The 19,593-nt window shown below is 64.0% G+C and carries 16 protein-coding genes and 1 pseudogene; 9 read left to right on the plus strand and 8 right to left on the minus strand.

The genetic code is table 11. The annotated features are described in order from the left end of the window. Window positions 1–60: 60 nt before the first annotated feature. Window positions 61–654 carry a ParB-like protein gene (locus tag F6X39_RS08605; protein ID WP_187616318.1) on the plus strand — a complete coding sequence of 198 codons (594 nt, stop codon included), beginning with the start codon at window positions 61–63 and terminating at the stop codon, window positions 652–654. Between the two features lie 199 nt (window positions 655–853). On the opposite strand, the pseudogene F6X39_RS08610 reads toward F6X39_RS08605, so the two are convergent. Both F6X39_RS08610 and F6X39_RS08615 read right to left on the minus strand, forming a co-directional pair. Further along, window positions 854–1,288 (minus strand): annotated as a pseudogene (locus F6X39_RS08610) (type VI secretion system baseplate subunit TssG); the annotation flags it as partial. Window positions 1,289–2,124: 836 nt separating this feature from the next. Next, complete coding sequence (locus F6X39_RS08615) at window positions 2,125–2,421, minus strand: hypothetical protein (protein ID WP_187616319.1); 297 nt, start codon at window positions 2,419–2,421, stop codon at window positions 2,125–2,127. 770 nt (window positions 2,422–3,191) lie between these two features. Between F6X39_RS08615 and F6X39_RS08620 the strand changes: the two genes are divergently transcribed. From F6X39_RS08620 to F6X39_RS08630, 3 genes are all read left to right on the plus strand, one after another. Continuing rightward, window positions 3,192–4,484, plus strand: a complete 1,293-nt coding sequence (locus tag F6X39_RS08620; protein ID WP_187616320.1) for a cation:proton antiporter — start codon at window positions 3,192–3,194, stop codon at window positions 4,482–4,484. A gap of 410 nt (window positions 4,485–4,894) precedes the next feature. Beyond that, window positions 4,895–5,173 (plus strand): DUF1488 family protein, encoded by a 279-nt coding sequence (locus tag F6X39_RS08625; RefSeq protein WP_018423012.1) that lies wholly within the window; start codon window positions 4,895–4,897, stop codon window positions 5,171–5,173. Between the two features lie 17 nt (window positions 5,174–5,190). Then, window positions 5,191–5,982 carry a phosphate/phosphite/phosphonate ABC transporter substrate-binding protein gene (locus tag F6X39_RS08630; RefSeq protein WP_184064717.1) on the plus strand — a complete coding sequence of 264 codons (792 nt, stop codon included), beginning with the start codon at window positions 5,191–5,193 and terminating at the stop codon, window positions 5,980–5,982. Between the two features lie 33 nt (window positions 5,983–6,015). Here the strand turns inward: F6X39_RS08630 and F6X39_RS08635 are convergent, their stop codons facing one another. The 4 genes from F6X39_RS08635 to F6X39_RS08650 are packed head-to-tail and all read right to left on the minus strand — an operon-like array spanning window position 6,016 to window position 11,817. Next, window positions 6,016–8,085, minus strand: a complete 2,070-nt coding sequence (locus F6X39_RS08635; protein WP_187616321.1) for an acetyl/propionyl/methylcrotonyl-CoA carboxylase subunit alpha — start codon at window positions 8,083–8,085, stop codon at window positions 6,016–6,018. Window positions 8,086–8,137: 52 nt separating this feature from the next. Further along, complete coding sequence (locus F6X39_RS08640; protein WP_187616322.1) at window positions 8,138–8,926, minus strand: enoyl-CoA hydratase/isomerase family protein; 789 nt, start codon at window positions 8,924–8,926, stop codon at window positions 8,138–8,140. 49 nt (window positions 8,927–8,975) lie between these two features. Next, entirely contained in the window at window positions 8,976–10,583 is a 1,608-nt protein-coding gene (locus F6X39_RS08645) for a carboxyl transferase domain-containing protein (protein WP_187616323.1), read from the minus strand. Between the two features lie 52 nt (window positions 10,584–10,635). Then, complete coding sequence (locus F6X39_RS08650; protein WP_187616324.1) at window positions 10,636–11,817, minus strand: isovaleryl-CoA dehydrogenase; 1,182 nt, start codon at window positions 11,815–11,817, stop codon at window positions 10,636–10,638. A gap of 247 nt (window positions 11,818–12,064) precedes the next feature. Between F6X39_RS08650 and F6X39_RS08655 the strand changes: the two genes are divergently transcribed. The 3 genes from F6X39_RS08655 (at window position 12,065) to F6X39_RS08665 (ending at window position 15,147) form a co-directional block, all read left to right on the plus strand. Then, window positions 12,065–12,802, plus strand: coding sequence for a TetR/AcrR family transcriptional regulator (locus tag F6X39_RS08655; RefSeq protein WP_187616325.1), 738 nt, complete (start codon window positions 12,065–12,067; stop codon window positions 12,800–12,802). Window positions 12,803–12,841: 39 nt separating this feature from the next. Beyond that, the gene (locus tag F6X39_RS08660) at window positions 12,842–13,765 is read left to right on the plus strand and encodes a DUF72 domain-containing protein (protein WP_187616326.1); all 924 of its coding nucleotides are present in this window, start codon (window positions 12,842–12,844) and stop codon (window positions 13,763–13,765) included. Window positions 13,766–14,028: 263 nt separating this feature from the next. Beyond that, window positions 14,029–15,147, plus strand: a complete 1,119-nt coding sequence (locus tag F6X39_RS08665) for a 3-deoxy-7-phosphoheptulonate synthase (protein ID WP_311539229.1) — start codon at window positions 14,029–14,031, stop codon at window positions 15,145–15,147. Between the two features lie 244 nt (window positions 15,148–15,391). On the opposite strand, the gene F6X39_RS08670 is transcribed toward F6X39_RS08665, so the two are convergent. Continuing rightward, complete coding sequence (locus F6X39_RS08670; protein ID WP_013092091.1) at window positions 15,392–15,670, minus strand: HU family DNA-binding protein; 279 nt, start codon at window positions 15,668–15,670, stop codon at window positions 15,392–15,394. A gap of 349 nt (window positions 15,671–16,019) precedes the next feature. Here F6X39_RS08670 and F6X39_RS08675 point away from each other — a divergent pair, with 349 nt between their 5' ends. Continuing rightward, window positions 16,020–16,403 (plus strand): hypothetical protein, encoded by a 384-nt coding sequence (locus F6X39_RS08675; protein WP_176078989.1) that lies wholly within the window; start codon window positions 16,020–16,022, stop codon window positions 16,401–16,403. A 241-nt stretch (window positions 16,404–16,644) separates the two neighbouring features. Continuing rightward, a complete protein-coding gene (locus tag F6X39_RS08680; protein ID WP_187616327.1) occupies window positions 16,645–18,618 on the plus strand; it encodes a putative bifunctional diguanylate cyclase/phosphodiesterase in 1,974 nt (657 codons plus the stop codon). A 27-nt stretch (window positions 18,619–18,645) separates the two neighbouring features. Here F6X39_RS08680 and F6X39_RS08685 read toward each other — a convergent pair whose 3' ends face one another. Further along, window positions 18,646–19,359 (minus strand): DUF899 family protein, encoded by a 714-nt coding sequence (locus F6X39_RS08685; RefSeq protein WP_187616328.1) that lies wholly within the window; start codon window positions 19,357–19,359, stop codon window positions 18,646–18,648. Window positions 19,360–19,593 lie beyond the last annotated feature (234 nt).

Here is a 19,593-nt window from a genome sequence, read left to right on the forward strand (position 1 = left end):
TCGCCCGGGGGCATGAAATTTGCGGGAGTCGCGTCAACGCATCCAGACAAGGAGACCGACATGGACACGCGGCAAATCGAAGAGCTCCGTCCCACACAAATGACCCACGGCGCGCGGGAGGTCCGCGAAAAAGCCCGCCAATACCGGTCCCTGAGCAGCCATGACCTGGAGATGGCCATCGCCGAAAAGCCGATACCGGTCGTCTGCGGACCCAACGGCATACCGTTCGCGATCGATCATCACCATGTGGCGGCGGCGCTGTGGCAGGTGGGCGTGCGCGCGGTTCCGGTCGTGCTGGTGCGGGATCTTTCGTCGTACACGTGGGCATCGTTCTGGCTCAGCATGGAAAACCAGCGATGGACCTTTCCGTATGACGCGCAAGGCGTGCGCCGGCCGTTTGCCGAATTGGCGGAGCACGTGTGGGAAATGAAGGACGATGAATACCGAAGCCTCGCGGCAGCGGTCCGCGATGCCGGCGGCTATGAAAAGACCAGTGTCCCGCTGGAAGAATTTCGCTGGGCCGACTTCTTTCGCGCGACGTTGCCGCGGTCCGATAGCGACGAAAAGTTCACAGCTTTGCTCAAGGAAGCCTTGCAGCTGGCCAGGAGCGACTCTGCATTGGGGCTACCGGGCTATCTCGGTCGCACGGATTGAGTCGGCGGCCCTCTTAATCGTGGGCCGCACTGCCCGCCGGCACTAGAAACTGATCCATCAACGAGATCTTCAACGGCTTGTCCGCTTCGAGCTTCTTCTTCCCGATCACATACTTCCAACCATCCCCGCTACCCGGATTGCGATAGAACGCGACGACCGCCACATCGTTCGTGTCGGCCCGCATCGGCTGCGACAGGCTTGCCGACGCACCCGCGAGCCCTTCAGGTGTGCGCGTTCGCTGGATCAGCAGACCGAGCAGCGCGAGCATCCGCGAATCGGACAAGCCGGCGCGTTGCGGCTTGTCGCCCCAGCCAAAGCCGGCGAGGCACAACAGATTGCGCGAATGCGCATCGCTGCCGCCCGCGCGAAAGCTTTCCGGATAGCGGTACTTCTTCCATGCCCGATACAGCAGCGTGACGAAACGATGATTGAACCGATCGAGAAAGGCCTCGACCGCTTCGTGCCCTTCCTCGCGCATCACGATCTCGTCGATCATGTGCGACGGCATCGCCGCGTCGACGCCGTAAAGACCCGTGAACGTCGTGCGCACGGTCGGCGCCGCGGCATTGACCAGGGAATCCGGATCAGCATCGAATTCGACTGCGGCGATCTCGCCCGCCGGAAAGCCTGTGCGCGCATGCTAGTCGAATCCGACGCTACGATTCAGATTTATTCGCGAATTCGCCGGTCGATTCGACCGCGACATTTGTTCACAGTTGCTCGGCGGGTAACTCGCTATAGTGGGAAGGTCGATCACGGGTCCGATCGACCTTCCCAGACAGGCATTGAGTCTGTCCTTCGGCAGCCTCGATCACGCCTCGTGTTCGAGGCTTTTTTCCTTGCTGCCCCGTTAGCAAGCGATCACGTGGCCAGTGTGCCGTCCGCCGCATTCATGCGCGCGGGCCGGACTATCGGTCTGAGTCGTCCCCACGACGGAGACAATAATGGCAAACAGAAAGGATTTTCGAATAAGCATTATTTGTTCCGCTTGCTTTTTCACCCGCATTTGACACAGCCGACATAAATCGCGAGCTAAACATGCACTTTTCATTGTGTCGCTTGTGCATAAAATATAAAAAGTGAACCCCGAATCACATTTTCGTGATTCCCGTTCGACTATAACGATTAAGCAAGAAACGCAATGCAAACAAAAGTTAAAATTGTTGTTTTTTCCTGCCGTGCGGATGTGGCAGTGCATTACCGAGCGCCCGCAATGTCGACTGACAAAAAAAATCCCGCACAGGGGGGCGGGATTAAAACAACAGGACGCTGAGGAGACGAGCACGCCCTGCCTGGGACCCACACGCACCGCAGGGATACACGTGGTTATTTCGACGCTCGCCACGACCGACAACCGTAGTCGACGGTCAACGATCGCGAGCGCTTTGAAATGCCGGGACCGCTTGGGCACCCCTGTGCGCGATCACGCCTGCCGCGTGGCACCACGGCGCCGAGCGCCCCGTGTGGAACTCAGGCCGCCTTGCGCGCGAACCCGTCGCCCATCACGCTTACCACGTCGTCGACGACCCGAGTGGCGGCCGCGAATCCAGCCGCCAGCACTTCCCGCAGATCGGTCGACGAACGACCGGGCACCGAAGCTACCCGGAAAGCGGTCGACCACTCGCCGCCGATCAGCCGCGTCTTCAACGTGACGCTCGCCACGTACGCGCGCCGCGCCGTGGCACTGCCGACATGGGTGGACATATCGGTCGCGCGCAACGCGTTGACCACGATGTCGAATCCCCGATAACGATAGGTTTGCTCCATGCTCTTCTCCGTCTTCACCCATTGCTACACAACAGCATTTCGCCATGTATCGATGCTGCGTCATTCTCGACTCGCGTTTGTCAACAATTGTCATATCCTGGGCGATTCCCGGTTAGGGCTTTCCCTGCTCTCGACCTGCCAATTCCGGCGTCAACGATGCTCAATGACGAGCAAAACAGTTTTACTGTGAGATTAGATATATGCTTTACAGATTTTGGAACAATGAATCACAAGGCTCCATGCAATGTGAAGTCATCGGACCAGCAAATTCGGATTACAGATTCATACCGTTTATTCAGATTCGATTGAATAGCCTCGACGAATCAAGCCCCGCGAACCATCTCGAAATAAAAAGCTATATCTCAAAATAAAGACCGGAACTCCTCCGGCGCTTCAGTAGTCCGAACACTGCCATTGCCCATCGTGGTGCCCTCTGGCGAGCCTGGCTCCGCCCGGTTCGCCGTCATCCGCTCGTGGTCCGATAAAAAGCACGCTGCGTCTGGCCGCATCGTCCGCTGCGTTTGAATAAAGCGTCCGTCCCGGTACGTCGCTCGATCGCCAGCGGCAAAGATCGTGTCATTACAGACCGCAGATCGCTTATCGGATTGAATGAGCCTGAATAAGGAATTGCTGGTGAAACATCTCGCTAGTTCAATATCGCAATTGTGTCGGCATTCTCTGCCTGCCTGTTTTATGCCTTGTCGCGCGAGTTACCTCGGTGCCACCCTGATCACGCGTTCGCGCCGCCGCGAAGCGGGAGAGCGTGCACGATGAGCGTCTTCCAGATTGCCGGTGCGCTGTTCGCCATCGTCGCGCTGTTCGGCGTCCTCAATTATCGATTCATCAGGTTGCCCGACACGCTCGGCATCACCGCGGTGGGGCTCGTCGTCTGCGTCGGCATTTCTGCGCTCGGGTTCTACTATCCGGCGATGGCGATCGCCGCGCGCAAGATCGTCGTGCAGATCGATTTTGCCGACATCGTGTTTCACGGCCTGCTAAGTCTGCTGCTGTTCGCCGGCGCGCTGCACGTCGATCTGTCGAAGATGCGCACGCAGCGGCGCGCGGTGCTGATGCTCGCGACGATCGGCGTATTGATTTCGATCGCGGTGGTCGGCTTCGGCTTTTACTACGCGGCGCAATGGCTCGGCCAGCCGGTGAGCCTGCTGTGGTGTCTCGTGTTCGGCGCGCTGATCTCGCCGACCGATCCGATCGCGGTACTCAGCGTGCTCAAGCGCGCGGCGGCGCCCGAAAGCCTCGAAACCAAGATTACCGGCGAATCGCTGTTCAACGACGGCACGGCCGTCGTCGCATTCGTCACGCTAGTGGGACTCGCGACCGGCGCGAACGAATTTTCCGCGGGTGCGATCGCATTCGATCTGCTGCGCGAAGTCGCCGGAGCGCTCGTGCTCGGCGCGGCGCTCGGCTTCGGCGCGTCGCTGCTGCTGCGAGGTATCGACAGCTATCCGGTCGAAATCCTGATCACACTCGCGCTCGCGACCGGCGGCTATAGTCTCGCCGAAGCGCTGCACGTGTCAGCGCCTCTCGCGGTCGTGATCATGGGGCTCGTGATCGGCAATCACGGCGCGTCGACGTCGATGTCGGAGAAGACGCGCGAGCATCTGTTCAACTTCTGGGACCTGCTCGACGAGTTGCTCAATCTCGTGCTGTTCGGGCTGATCGGACTCGAAATCATTGCGCTGTCGCTGCGCGTCGAGATCGTTTGGCTCGGGCTGGCGGCGATTCCGGTCGTGCTGTTCGCGCGCGGCGTCAGCGTCGCGATTCCGCTGCTCGCGCTGCAGAACTTCCGGCGGCTCAGTCCGCATTCGGCTGTCGTGCTGACGTGGGGCGGACTGCGCGGCGGCATCTCGATTGCGCTCGCGCTGTCGCTGCCGGAGTTTCACGGACGCGAAATGTTCATCGGCGTCACGTATCTCGTCGTGGTATTCAGCCTACTGATTCAGGCGACGACATTGGGCCCGCTGATCCGTCGGCTCAATATCCCGGCCGCTCACGCAACCCGGCCAGCCCCGCCGGACGCATCGCCTGCACAAAACGCGCGCTAATCGTAAAGTGGATACCTACGCCGATCTGCACCGCGAGGTTGGTGAGAAAATCCAAACACAGTCCGAGACCGGCGCGAGCGGCTCTCGCGTCGATTTCGACATTGGATTGGAGCGCCCGATTTAAGCGTTTTCTGAGCAGTGCCGCCGCGATTCTGACCCGGGGCGGCCCACTAGCAGGCGAGACCGATGGCGAGTCGAACCGCCGCCGTCTCCCTCCGGCCACGGTTTACGCCGCGGTCCTGGCTCGGACTTCAACGAGTCCGCCGCCAGTTTCTGGCTTACTTTCCGCCAGTTTCCGGACCGTCGCGCCTGCCGCGGCCCGGGCATTTGGCCGTCAATGCCGGTTCTCCCACATACCTGGCAGGCGCGGTTTGTCATCCTGTCGATTCAGGCGTCCGAAGGAGTTCGCCATGTCGGTCTATGTCGATGAAGGGTTCCGGCCCTGTGTGACGGAATGCGCGACGGTCGCGTTCCGCGTGTGCTGCGACGATCGTGCGCAGATTTTTGAAGTTAGCGCCGACGCGCTGGTCGAGTTCTGTGGCGCCGTGAGCCGTCGCAAGCAGGACCTGTTGGTCGCGTTCGAGGATGCGCAGGACGAGATCCTCTCCGTAGCCGCGCAGCGATGGCAATTCACGCCGAGCGAGCCGGTGCGGCTCGGTCTCGATGAATTCAAATTGGTCAGACATTAGGCGCGAGAAACGCCTTCATGAGCTGGATCGCCGCCCTGCCGATGTACAACGTGACACCCGCGCTCGACCTCGAATGGCGCGAGTGGCTCGACGACGTGCTGCGCCGGGTCAAGCCCGCGTGCCGCATCGTCGAACCGGACGAGGAACTGCACGGCTTCTGGCGGCGCCCGAATCTGCTGATTTCCCAGACCTGCGGTTATCCGCTGATGCAGGGGCTGCACGCGCAGGTGCAATTGGTCGCGACACCCTGTTTCGATGCGCCCGGCTGCGACGGCGCGCATTACTCGAGCGTACTGGTCACGCGCGCCGACGCGCGCTTCGACTCACTCGCCTCGTGCCGCGGCGCACGCGCCGCCTACAACCAGGACGATTCGAACAGCGGCATGAACGCATTTCGTCACGCGGTCGCGCCGCTCGCGCGCGCCGGCATGTTCTTCGGCGCGGTGCTGCGCACGGGCTCGCATGTCGGCTCGCTGCGCGCGGTCGCGGACAATCGCGCGGACGTCACCGCGATCGACTGCGTGACCTTCGCCTTCGTTTGCGACGTGCTGCCGGAACTCGCGGGGCGCGTGCGCGCGATCGGCATGACCGCCGCCTCGCCCGGCTTGCCGCTGATCGCCGCGGCCAATGTGCCGCCGGCCACGATCGCCGCGTTGCGCGACGCGTTGAACGAGGCGCTGAGCGTCCGCCCCGAGCGCGCAAAACGGCTGCGTTTAAGGGGTTTTTCGACGTTGCCGCTGACCGACTACGCGCGCATCGGCGAGTTGGAAAGCGAAGCGCGCGCCGCGGGCTACGCGCGGCTCGCCTGATTCACCTACTCGCTCTTCTGCCACTCGACGCGCTTATTCACCCGCCTGCTGCACCTCCAGCACCAGCAGTTGCGCGCCGTCGGCGACCTGATCACCGACCGCATACAGCACCTCGGCGACCGTGCCCGCCGCCGGGGCGCCGATCGTATGCTCCATCTTCATCGCTTCCATCACGATCAGCGGCGCGCCCTTCTCGACCACCGCGCCTGGTTCGACCAGCACCGCGATCACTTTGCCCGGCATCGGCGCGGTCAGACGGCCTTCGCCGTGCTCGGCATCCGCGGCATGCGCGAGCAGGTTCTGCCATTCGAATGCGAGCGTCTCGCCGTGGCAGAACACGTGGAACCTGTCGCCGTCGACGAATACACGCCCCGTCACGCGCGCATCGCCGATCGTCGCGCGCAATTCATGGGCGCCCGCGCCGACCGACCATGTGAAGTCCTCGCGCACGCCGTCGTGTTCGAGTGTTTGCACGAGCGCTTGCGTGTCCCCACTGCGCGCGAAAACGACCGTGAACGCGTCGGGGCTGTCGTCGTTGGCGCCGTCGTCGATCACGCGCCAGCCGAGCGTTTGCGTGTAGCCGCTATTGAGCCGCCAGTGCGACAACGCGTCCCACGGCGACGCGCCGTGCGCGGTGCCGCCCTCGCGCGTCAACAACGCGGCGCACGCGAGCGCGAGCGCTTCCTTGAACGGCTTCTGTGCCGGCGCGAACAGCACGTCGTGATGACGCTCGATCAAACCGGTGTCGAGCTCGCCGGTCGCGAACGGCTCGCTCGCGACGATGCGCCGCAGAAACTCGACGTTCGTGTGCGGCCCGACCACCTCGCAGGCATGCAGCGCACGCGCGAGGCGCGCCAATGCCTCCCCCCGCGTCGCGCCGTGCACGATCAGCTTGGCGATCATCGGATCGTAGAACGGCGTGATCGTGTCGCCCTCGCGCACGCCGCTGTCGATACGCACCGGCGCCTTGCGGCCCGGCTCGCCGAGCCCGGCCGCGTCGATCGCGAACTCGACGCCTTCGGGCATGCGCAGATGCTTGAGCGTGCCGGTGGACGGCAGGAAGCCGCGCGCCGGATGCTCGGCGTAGATGCGCGCCTCGATCGCGTGGCCGTCGAGCTTCAACTGCTGCTGGGTGAGCGGCAAACTCTCGCCCGCGGCAACGCGCAACTGCCATTCGACGAGGTCCTGCCCCGTCACCATCTCGGTGACGGGATGCTCGACCTGCAGCCGCGTGTTCATCTCCATGAAATAGAACTCGCCGGTCGGCGTCATGATGAACTCGACCGTACCCGCGCCAACGTAGTTGACCGCGCGCGCGGCGGCCACGGCCGCCTCGCCCATCGCGCGCTTGACCTCGGCCGGGAGCCCCGGCGCGGGCGCTTCCTCGAGCACTTTCTGATGACGCCGCTGCACCGAACAGTCACGGTCGAACAGATAAACGGCGCCGCCGTGCTGATCGGCGAACACCTGGACCTCGACGTGACGCGGCCGGGTCAGATACTTCTCGATCAGCACGCGATCGTTGCCGAAGCTGCTCGCCGCCTCTCGCTTGCACGACAACAGCGCGGCCGCGAAGTCCGCGCTGCGCTCGACCACGCGCATACCCTTGCCGCCGCCGCCCGCGCTCGCCTTCAGCAGCACCGGATAGCCGATCGTGTCCGCCTCGCGCTGCAACAGCTGCGGCTCCTGGTCGTCGCCGTGATAGCCGGGCACGAGCGGCACCGCGGCCGCGTGCATCAGCGCTTTCGCGGCGGCCTTCGAGCCCATCGCGGCAATCGCTTCGACCGGCGGTCCGATAAAGACGATGCCGGCCGCCTCGCACGCATGCGCGAAGTCTTCGTTTTCCGAAAGAAAGCCGTAGCCCGGATGCACGGCCTGCGCGCCGGTCGCGCGCGCGGCTTCGATGATCCGCTCGATGCGCAGATAGCTTTGCGCCGCCGTCGAACCGCCTATATGCACCGCTTCGTCGCAGGCGGCGACGTGTTTCGCGTTGGCGTCGGCGTCCGAATAGACGGCCACGCTCGCGATGCCGAGCCGCTTGCAGGTCGCCGCGACGCGGCACGCAATTTCACCCCGGTTGGCGATCAGGATCTTGTTGAACATGAGTGTCTCGATGAAATGGGCGGTACGGGGCGATGGTTGTTAGCGGAGCATGTCAGTTGCGCCAGCCCGGCGTGCGCTTTTCGAGGAACGACGCCACGCCTTCGCGGCCCTCTGCGCCGGCCCGCGTTTTCGCAATCCGCACGGCGGTGTCCTCGATCAGCGCGTCGCTCAACTCGCGGCCCGCGATGTCCTGCACGAGCCGCTTGCAGGCGCGCACCGCTTGGGGGCCGTTCGCGCACAGCGTCTGCGCGAGCTGCGCGACCGTTGCATCGAGCTGCTCGGCACTGGTGACCACTTCGCTGACCAGACCCAGCCGCAACGCGGTCGCGCAGTCGAACGCCTCGGCGGTGAGGAAGTAGCGCCGCGACGCCTGCTCGCCGAGCGCACGAATCACGTATGGCGCGATCGTCGCGGGAATCAGCCCGAGCCGCGCCTCGGACAGGCAGAAGTGCGCGCTGTTGACCGCGACGACGATGTCGCACGCGGCAATCAGGCCCATGCCGCCCGCGTATGCGTCGCCGCTCACACGCGCGATCACCGGCTTGTTGCAGCGATATACCGCCGACAGCATGCCGGCGAGCCGCATCGCATCGGCGCGGTTCTCGTCGTCCGAGTAGCCGGCCATTTTCTTCATCCAGTTCAGGTCGGCGCCCGCGCAGAACGCCTTGCCGTTCGCGGCGAGCACGACCGCGCGCAGGTCGTCGCGCGTGTCGAGCGCGGTGAATGCGGCGGTCAGCTCGGCGATCATCGTTTCGTTGAACGCGTTGCGCACGTCCGGACGATTGAGCGCAACCGTCGCGATCTGGCCGGTAAACTCGACCTTCAGCGTTTCGTATTGCATGCGTAACACTCCTTTGCCCTACGCGGTCGCATCGCGGTGACGCGGGCCATCACATTCTGAACACGCCGAAACGCGTGTCTTCGATCGGCGCGTTCATCGCCGCCGACAAACCCAGCCCAAGCACGTCGCGAGTTTGCGCGGGGTCGATCACACCGTCGTCCCACAACCGCGCGCTCGCGTAGTACGGATGGCCCTGACGCTCGTATTGCTCGCGGATTGGCTGCTTGAACGACTCTTCTTCCTCCGCGCTCCAGTTGCCGCCCTTCGCTTCGATGCCGTCGCGCTTGACGGTGGCGAGCACCGACGCGGCCTGCTCGCCGCCCATCACCGAGATGCGCGCGTTCGGCCACATCCACAGGAAGCGCGGCGAATACGCGCGGCCGCACATGCCATAGTTGCCCGCGCCGAACGAGCCGCCGATGATCACCGTGAACTTCGGCACCTTCGCGGTCGCGACCGCGGTGACCATCTTCGCGCCGTTCCTCGCAATGCCTTCGTTTTCGTACTTGCGGCCGACCATGAAGCCGGTGATGTTCTGCAGAAACACGAGCGGGATCTTGCGCTGGCAGCACAGTTCGATGAAGTGCGTACCCTTCAGCGCCGACTCCGAAAACAGAATGCCGTTGTTCGCGACGATGCCGACCGGGTGCCCCCAGATATGCGCGAAGCCGCAGACGAGCGTGGTGCCGTAGCGCGCCTTGAATTCGTCGAACGCGGAATCGTCGACGATACGCGCGATCACTTCGCGGATATCGAACGGCTTGCGCGTGTCGACCGGAATCACGCCGTAGATGCTCTGGGTGTCGTAGCGCGGCGGCTTCGGCTCCTGCAATACGAGCGGCGCCGGCTTCACGCGGTTCAGATGGCCGACGATGCTGCGCGCGATGCCGAGCGCATGCGCATCGTTCTGCGCAAGATGATCGACGACGCCCGACAGACGCGTATGCACGTCGCCGCCGCCGAGATCTTCGGCGCTGACCACTTCACCGGTCGCGGCTTTGACGAGCGGTGGGCCGCCGAGAAAAATCGTCCCCTGGTTCTTGACGATGATCGACTCGTCGCTCATCGCCGGCACATACGCGCCGCCCGCGGTGCACGAGCCCATCACGACCGCGATCTGCGGAATACCCGCGGCCGACAGATTCGCCTGGTTGTAGAAGATGCGGCCGAAGTGATCGCGATCGGGAAATACGTCGTCCTGATTCGGCAGATTCGCGCCACCCGAGTCGACGAGGTACACGCACGGCAAGCGGTTTTCGCTGGCGATTTCCTGCGCGCGCACGTGCTTCTTCACGGTGACCGGATAGTAGGTGCCGCCCTTCACGGTCGCGTCGTTGCAGACGATCACGCACTCCTGTCCCGCGATGCGGCCGATGCCGGTGATCACGCCGGCGCCCGGCGCGTCGTCGTTGTACATGCCGTACGCGGCGAGTTGCGACAGTTCGAGAAACGGCGTGCCCGGATCGAGCAGTTGCGCGATCCGCTCGCGCGGCAGCAGCTTGCCGCGGCTCGTGTGCTTGTCGCGCGCGGCCTGGCCGCCGCCCTGCGCGAGTTGCTCGATCTTCGCGCGCAGATCGGCAACGAGCGCTTCGAGCGCCACCGCGTTCGCGCGAAAGTCGTCCGAGCGTGGGTTCAGTTTTGATTCGATGATCGGCATGACGTCGCTTCTCCAAAGTGCGGCGTATTGAGGGGGCTCACGCGCGCTTGCATCACAGCGTTTCGGCAAACAGCTCCCGGCCGATCAGCATGCGACGAATCTCGCTCGTGCCCGCGCCAATTTCATAGAGCTTCGCATCGCGCCACAGACGACCGACCGGATACTCGTTGATATAGCCATTGCCGCCGAGAATCTGGATCGCCTCGCCAGCCATCCAGGTCGCCTTTTCGGCCGTGTACAGAATCACGCCCGCGCAGTCCTTGCGGACCTGGCGCACATGGTCGTTGCCGAGCGTGTCGAGTTGGCGGCCGACCGCGTACAGATACGCGCGGCATGCCTGCAGCGTCGTGTACAGATCGGCGACCTTGCCCTGGATCAGCTGGAATTCGCCGATCGACTGGCCGAACTGCTTGCGGTCGTGGATATACGGCACGACCGCGTCCATCACCGCGACCATGATGCCGGTCGGGCCGCCCGCGAGCACCGCGCGTTCGTAGTCGAGACCGCTCATCAGCACGTTGACGCCGCCGTTCAATGCCCCAAGGACATTTTCCTCCGGCACTTCGACGTCCTGGAACACCAGCTCGCCGGTGTGCGAGCCGCGCATGCCGAGCTTGTCGAGCTTCTGCGCGACCGAGAAACCCTTCATGCCCTTCTCGACGATGAACGCGGTAATGCCGCGCGAATTCGCTTCGGGATCGGTCTTTGCATAGACGACCAGGGTGTCGCAGTCGGGGCCGTTGGTGATCCACATCTTGGTGCCGTTCAGCACGTAACGATCGCCCTTCTTCTGGGCGCGCAGCTTCATGCTGACCACGTCCGAGCCCGCGTTCGGCTCGCTCATCGCAAGCGCGCCGACGTGCTCGCCCGACACGAGCTTCGGCAGATACTTGCGCTTCTGCGCGTCGGTGCCGTTGCGATGAATCTGGTTCACGCACAGGTTCGAATGCGCGCCGTACGACAGGCCAACCGATGCCGACGCACGCGAAATTTCCTCCATCGCGACCATGTGCGCGGTATAGCCCATGTTCGCGCCGCCGTACTCTTCGGAAACCGTCATGCCGAGCACGCCGAGGTCGCCGAACTTGCGCCAAAGGTCCATCGGGAACTGATCGGTGCGATCGATTTCCCCGGCGCGTGGCGCGATTTCTTTGGCGGCGAACGACGCAATGCTGTCGCGCAGCATTTCGATCTCTTCGCCGAGCGGGAACTGCAAACCGGGCAGATTGGGCATTGCGGTGTCTCCTGAGTTCGTGGGCGGCCGCTGGTGGAGCGCGAAGCGGCACGCGAAAGCATGTCAACGCGCATTTCACGCCAGATTGACGTAAGCGTCAATAGGTATTTTTGAGTGTTACTCAGAAATTTACAAACCCGCGTCAGCCGGCCGATTCGGTGCTACGATCGCGTTCATCGGGCACAGACGCAGCGTTCAATCGCCGGCTCAAGCCCCAATCCGCATCAAAAATCTGAATTTTACTCATATGACGGTTGCCGAGAAGGCCGGATTACCTGTCTCGCGTCGCCAGCCGGCCGGGCGCAAGTCGCAGCAGCGCGTGAAGGAGATTCTTCAGGCGGGGCGCGACGTGTTCTCCGAAAAGGGCTACGAACGCGCGACGACCGCGGAAATCGCGCAGCGCCTGGGCGTTTCCGAGGCGACGGTGTTCAGTTACTTTCGCGGCAAGCGCGAGTTGTGCGCTCGTGTCATCGGCGATTGGTACGACGAGATCATCGACGCGATCGAAGCGGGCCTGCCGCGCGACGGCAACGTGCGCCAGCAGTTCGCGTTCATCGTGCGCATGCATCTGCGGCTGATGCTCGTGAATGGCACCGATCTGTGCGCGCTGGTGCTGTCCGAAGGCCGCGCGCGGCATCACGAACTGAGCGAAGCGCTGACCGAACTGCAGCGCCGCTACACCGCGCCGTTGATGCGCGTGCTCGCGCAAGGCCAGCAAAGCGGCGAGATTCGCTCCGACATGCCGCTGCGCCTGTTGCGCTCGATGGTGTTCGGCCCGATGGAGCATGTGCTGTGGGACGCGACGCTGACGAACCGGCAGATCGATATCGACGCCACCGCCGATCAGCTGATCGACGTGCTGTGGGTCGCGCTGACGCCGCCCGACCTCGCACTCGGCGCGTTGCAGCGCTTTCGCGTGGAAGTGGCCGCAGCGAGCCGTCGTTTCGACGAAGCCAGCGCCGCGCGCCGCGAGAAAAGCGGCTAATCTACGAGCTTTCCCGCCGCAGCCCGAAGGAGAGCCCAAGTGCCCGCAGCGACAAGCGCGAAGGAAAGCAACAAGCGAAGCGAGAAGTCTGACGAAGAACGCGGCGACAAACCGAAGGCCGCAAAGAAAGCGCCAACGAAAAAATCAACCGAAACGTCGTCCAGATCCACGTCCGCCGCACGCATTCGCATCGGCATCGGCGGCTGGACCTATGCGCCGTGGCGCGGGCCGTTTTATCCGGAAGACCTGACGCAAAGCCGCGAACTCGAATATGCGAGCCGGCATCTGACGTCGATCGAAATCAACGGCACGTTCTACGGTTTGCAGAAACCGGCCAGCTATGAAAAGTGGTATCAGGAGACGCCCGACGATTTCGTGTTCTCGCTGAAAGCGCCGCGTTACGCGACCAACCGCAAGGTGCTCGCCGAAGCCGGCGACACGATCGAGCGATTCTTCGCAAGCGGCGTGCTGCTGCTCAAGCAGAAGCTCGGGCCCATCAACTGGCAGTTCGCGCCGACCAAAAAATTCGACGCCGACGATTTCGAGGCCTTTCTGAAGCTGCTGCCCGCGAGCATCGAAGGACAGAAGCTGCGGCACGCGGTCGAGGTTCGTCACGAGTCGTTCAGGACACCGGAACTCATCGCGCTGGCGCGCAAGTACAAGGTCGGGGTCGTGCTCGCGGCCGACAGCGAGTATCCGCAGATCGCCGACATCACCGCGCCGTTCGTCTACGCGCGCATCATGGGCACGAGCGAAAAGCAAGCCAACGGCTATTCGACGAAAGCGCTCGACGCATGGGCCGAACGCGCGCGCCAGCTCGCCGCGGGCATCACGCCCGACGATCTCGAGACCTGCGCGGAGCCGCCCGCGAAAGCCGCCACGCGCGACGTCTATCTATATGTGATCAGCGGCTTCAAGGAGCGCAATCCGGCCGCCGCGATGGCGTTGCTCAAGAAGCTCTGAATCCGCCGCGCCGCCTGCCCGCCGGTCCACCTGCCATGAGGCCGGCGCGGGTGTCATAATCGCGCCAGCGCATCCGTGCGCGGTCGCGTCGGCTTCGCGTCAAGCCCGACGCAAGACCTTGCGTCAAACCTCGCCCGAGGCACGCAGTAACCCAACCCGCACGGTCCACGTCAAACCCACGCGGCGCCCGCACGCCCTCATCGCGGCGGCGCTCGCATAATCAGGCGGCAAGGCCGCCTCATCAACCGATTGCGGAGAACATCTTGAGCGCCCTCGACAATCCCCTGCACGATCAGGAAGTCGGCTCGGCCGACGCCACCCAGGACACCACGCGCATCGACGACGTGCGCATCGGCGCGGTCCGTCCGCTGATTTCCCCCGCGCTGCTGCAGGACGAACTGCCGGTGCCGCCCGCGGTGCAGTCGCTGGTCGAGAAGACTCGCGTCGAAATCGCCGACATTCTGCACAGCCGCGACGACCGGCTCGTGCTGATCGTCGGCCCCTGTTCGATTCACGACCACGACCAGGCGATCGAATACGCGCGCAAGCTGAAGGCCGCCGCCGATCACTATCGGGACGATCTGCTGATCGTGATGCGCGTGTACTTCGAGAAACCGCGCACGACGGTGGGCTGGAAAGGCTACATCAACGATCCGCGTCTGGACGGCAGCTTCCGCATCAACGAAGGCCTGCGTCTCGCCCGGCAATTGCTGCTCGACATCAACGGTCTGGGCCTGCCCACGGCGACCGAGTTTCTCGACCTGTTGAGCCCGCAATACATCGCCGATCTGATCGCGTGGGGTGCGATCGGCGCGCGCACGACCGAGAGCCAGAGTCATCGTCAGCTCGCGTCGGGCCTGAGCTGCCCGATCGGCTTCAAGAACGGCACCGACGGCGGCGTGCAGATCGCCGCCGACGCCATCGTCGCGGCGCGTGCGAGCCACGCGTTCATGGGCATGACGAAAATGGGCATGGCCGCGATCTTCGAAACGCGCGGCAACGACGACGCGCACGTGATCCTGCGCGGCGGCAAGAAAGGGCCGAACTACGACAGCGCGTCGGTGCAGGCGACCTGTGAAGCGCTGAGTTCAGCGGGTCTGCGCGAGCAGGTGATGATCGACTGCTCGCATGCGAACTCGAACAAATCGCACTTGCGGCAGATCGAGGTCGCGGACGATATCGCGCGGCAACTGTCGGAGCGCGAGCGCCGCATCATCGGTGTGATGCTCGAAAGTCATCTGGAAGAAGGCCGTCAGGACCTGAAGGCCGGTGTGCCGTTGCGTTACGGCGTGTCGATCACGGATGCCTGCGTGAGCTGGGCGCAGACCGAACCGGTGCTCGCCACGCTCGCCGAGGCAACCCGCAAGCGTCGCGCGGGCTGACAGGGCAACGCACGGACCGCCCGATCGCGATGGCCGCGGCGGGTCCGCTTTAGACTCGATCGAAGCCGGTCGAGCCCACGAACGCCTGGCTCAAGGAGCCAGACACACGCGCCGCACCAACTGCCGGCGAATCGCCTGGCCGGGCTGGGCAGCGCGTGATCCTCACGCCCGACGCATCACTCACGCGCGCCTCACAGCGGGGCTGCGGCGCGCATCGCGAATGCTCCGGCGTGAAGCGCGTTGCTTACGACGCGTTGACGGCTTCCTTGAACGCCTTGCCTGCGGTGAACTTCACCGTCTTGGCCGCGGCGATCTGGATCTCTTCGCCCGTCGACGGATTGCGCCCCACGCGTGCCGCGCGCGCGCCGGTCGAGAACGAACCGAAACCGACCAGTTGCACCGTATCGCCGCTCACCACGGCCTTGGTCACTGCCTCGACGATCGCGTCGATGGTCTGGCCGGTTGCCGCTTTGCTTTCGCCCGTCGCTGCGGCGACTGCATCAATCAGTTCCTGTTTGTTCATAGCACTTCCCGTATGGTAATCATGGAACCGGCGCCCTCTGAGGCGCCGGGACCGACACACTAACGCATAGGCGCACCTTCGCGCAAACCCTTGGTGTAAGGCTTGTATCAAGGCGGAGGCGCCGGTTTGACGTTTTTGCGCCCCAAACTGCCATAAGAATCGCGAGCTTATGCGCGCGCGCCGCCTTATGAGCATTCGCCGCGCATCACAATCCGTTGCAATTTCAGTACTTTAGGTCGCGTTACGCGATCCCGCGCCGGCTTCCCGATGACGATAGCCCTTTTCGCGATGCGCGGGCGCGCCATTTGCGACACATGTCACAAGTTAACTATCGGCAAGACATAAAGAAGTGAGAATTCGCCACTTTGCAACATGCGCGCTGCTCGCCGCGTTGTCGTCGGCGGCGGCCGCGGCCGACGACAACGCGTGCGCGACCCTCGTCGGTGCGACCAATTCCAGCGCCGCGCAGAGCTTTTCTCTACGCGACGGCGAACCGGTCGACTTCGTTGGCGGCGGAAAAACCGTGCACGGCAAGCTGCTCGTGTTCAGCGACGGCGACGTGTTTCGCGCGTATTGGCAGCCGGATGACAGCCCGGAAAAATACGTGCTCGCGAATGCTGGCGCCGACGCGGTCCGGCTCGTCTCGGCCGCGCCGCGTGGCACGCCCGCGCCGGCCGGCCAGCCCGGCACCGCCATGCGGCCGCAGCGGGTGCTGTCGTGCCCCACGCTTTGAGCATGCGCGAAGGCCGCCTTTTGCTCGAGTCTCGCGATCGGCATCCGGCACAAACGTCTGGTTCCAGCGCCGCCAACACGCGCCGCCAGGTAGTACTTACCGCCCGACTATCCGTAAGCGCGCAGCCGGGTTCACGGACCCTTGACTGCGATGCTCCGTTACCCCTTTGAGCGCTCAAGTTAATCAGCCTCGCGCCGATATAAACAGCTGCGTTTAGCGCGCAAACGTTAAAGGGATGGCGATGGCTTGGCTTGCGAGATTGAAGAAGGTACTGTCGGTCGCCGAGGGTGACCGGGAGCTGATGCGTGCGCAGTTGCACGCGTTCCGCCGCCAGGTACCGCTTCTCTACTTCATCCTGCTCGTCAACACGGCGGCGGTGGCGGCGACGCATCTGGACAGCGCGCCGGCCTGGCTGTCGATGTATGTGCCCGGCACGCTCGGCGCGCTGTGTGTGTTTCGCTGCGTGCGCTGGTGGCGCAAACGCAACCATAAGATGACGGACGCTCAGGCGGTCCGCGAATTGCGCAGCGTGACATGGATCGTCGGCGTGTTCGGCGTCGCGTTCAGCGGCTGGTCGGTGCTGCTGTTTCCGTACGGCACCGCCTACCAGCAGGCGCAGGTCGCGTTCTATATGGCGACGACGCTGGTCGGCAGCATGTTCTGCCTGATCCATCTGCGCAAGCCCGCGCTTCTACTGCTTTGCATCGTCATCCTGAGTTTCTCCGGCTTCCTCGTGTCGAGCGGCTCGCCGGTGTTCTTCGCGATGGCCGTCGACATGGCGCTGGTCGGCGTCGCGCTCGCGGCGGTCATCCAGCTTTACTGGCGCACCTTTGCAGACGCGGTACACGCGCAACGCGAACTGCAGGCAAGCCAGCACAACACCCAACGGCTCAGCGACGACAACTACCGGCTCGCCAGCATCGACAGTCTGACCGGCCTGCCGAACCGGCGCAGTTTCTTCGCGGCGCTGAACGCGATATCGGAGCAGGCGCTCGAAACCGGTGGCGGCTTCAACGTCGGCCTCATCGATCTGGACGGCTTCAAGCAGGTCAACGACATTTACGGTCACGCGAGCGGCGACCTCGTGCTGCAGGAAGTCGGCACGCGGCTCGTGTTGATCGGCGAAACGGGCCTGATGTTCGCGCGTCTGGGCGGCGATGAATTCGGCGTGCTCGTGCGCCACAAGGTGTCGAACGAAGCGCTGGTCGAGTTGGGGCAGCGTATCTGCGATGCGCTCAGCCAGCCTTATCAAGTCGCCGACAATGTCGCGGAACTGTCGGGCACGATCGGCTGGGCCGCGTTTCCCGACGCGGGCTCCACGGTCGCGCAGGTGTTCGAACGTGCCGACGCCGCGCTCTACGTCGGCAAGGAAAACCGCCGCGGCATGCCGGTGATTTTCTCGACCGAACACGAAACGCAGATGCGGCGTCTAAGCCTCGTCACGCAGGAGCTGCGCCATGCGGACCTCGAAGCGGAGCTGTTCCTCGAGTTCCAGCCGATCTACGATCTGCTCACGCGCCGGCCGATCGGCCTCGAAGCGCTCGGTCGATGGCACAACGCCCGGCTCGGCATGGTCAGGCCGGAGGAATTCATTCGGATTGCCGAGCGGACCGAGCTGATCCTCGGCATCACCGACGTGCTGCTGCGCCAGGCGCTCGCCGAGGTCGCGCACTGGCCCGCCGATCTGTATCTGTCGTTCAACCTGTCCGCGATCGATATCTCGACGTCGGCGCGCGCGCGCCGCCTGATCGACATCGTCGCGGCAAGCGGCGTGTCGCCGCATCGCGTGACGTTCGAAATGACCGAAACCGCGTTGACGCGCGATTTCGAGCAGGCGCACAGCGCGATGACGATGCTGAAGCAGGCCGGCTGCCGGCTGTCGCTCGACGATTTCGGCACCGGCTATTCGAGCCTCAGCTACGTGCATCGGCTGCCATTCGACGCGATCAAGATCGACCGCAGCTTCGTGAGCGACGTCGATACCAACAGCGCATCGAAGAAGATCATCAAATCCGTGATCGACCTATGCCGCAACCTCGGGCACGAATGCGTGGTCGAAGGACTCGAAACTCCGTTGCAGGCCCAGGTCGTGAAGGCGCTCGGCGCGCGCGCGGTGCAGGGCTATCTGTTCAGCCTGCCGATGCGGGCGAGCGCGGTCGGCACGTTTCTGTGGACCGCGCTCGCCCAGAGCCACGCGGCGCAGACGCATTCGTAGCGCTCGATCGCTCCAGGGCAGCGCCGCTCAATACGCCAGCTTCGGATACCAGTCGGTGCCACGGCCGCCCGGCGTCATGTCGAGGATCGTCCACAAGGGCATCAGATCGGGCGCGCCGCGCGGGTCCTGTCCGGGGTCCGACGTCGACGGCCCCATCTCCTCGGCCCAGAAGTGCCGCACGACGCCGCCCGTGCGCGTGAATACGTTCAACGCGGGAAGGTCGTCGCCGGCGGGATCTTCGGCCGCGTAATCGCGATTGAACGTGTTGCCGCCCGACGAATACAGCCGCAGATGCCGCCAGCCGCGCTCCTGCTTGAACGCGACCAGCCTGTCGATCGGCGAGCGGCCGATCACCGCGAACGCGACGCGCTGCAGGATATCGGGCATTTCGCCGTCCCACGCGCTCAGTAGCGACGTGCACATCGGGCACGGCCGCGCGCGTTGCGGTCCGAACATCCAGTTGTAGGTCACGAGCGTGTCGTGCGCGCCGAACATCTGCGATAGCGTGACCGGGCCCGCTTCGCCGTCGAAGCGGTAATCCTCCGGCACGACGCCGCCCGCCGGCAGCGCGCGACGCTGCGCGGCGACACGCTCGATCCGGCGGCGCAGCTCGATCTCCTCGGCGAGCAACGCGTTGCGCGCGCGTCGATATTCGGGGCTCTCGTCCGGAAAGCGCGAGGGCAAGTCGGCCAGTTCGCGGGCCGGTTTCAGCGTATGCATCGAAGTGTTTGCGTCGTTCATCAGTCATCTCCTTGCGAGAAATCGTCAGAAAAACGGACGGAAGACGAGCGGGCATCGTCGCTTTGCCGCCCTTCCTGTAGGGACGACGAACGAGGCCGCGGAAAATCGACAGGCCTTGCCATGATTTTGCAGCGGCGGCTTCTTGCGGCGATTTTGCCGGCGGTTTGACCACCCACTCGCCAGGCGCCGGCGCAAGGTATGCTTGCGCCAAACAGCAAGCTCGTTACACCCGCC

It is taken from the genome of Paraburkholderia sp. UCT2, from assembly GCF_014397665.1.
Lineage (GTDB): Bacteria > Pseudomonadota > Gammaproteobacteria > Burkholderiales > Burkholderiaceae > Paraburkholderia > Paraburkholderia tuberum.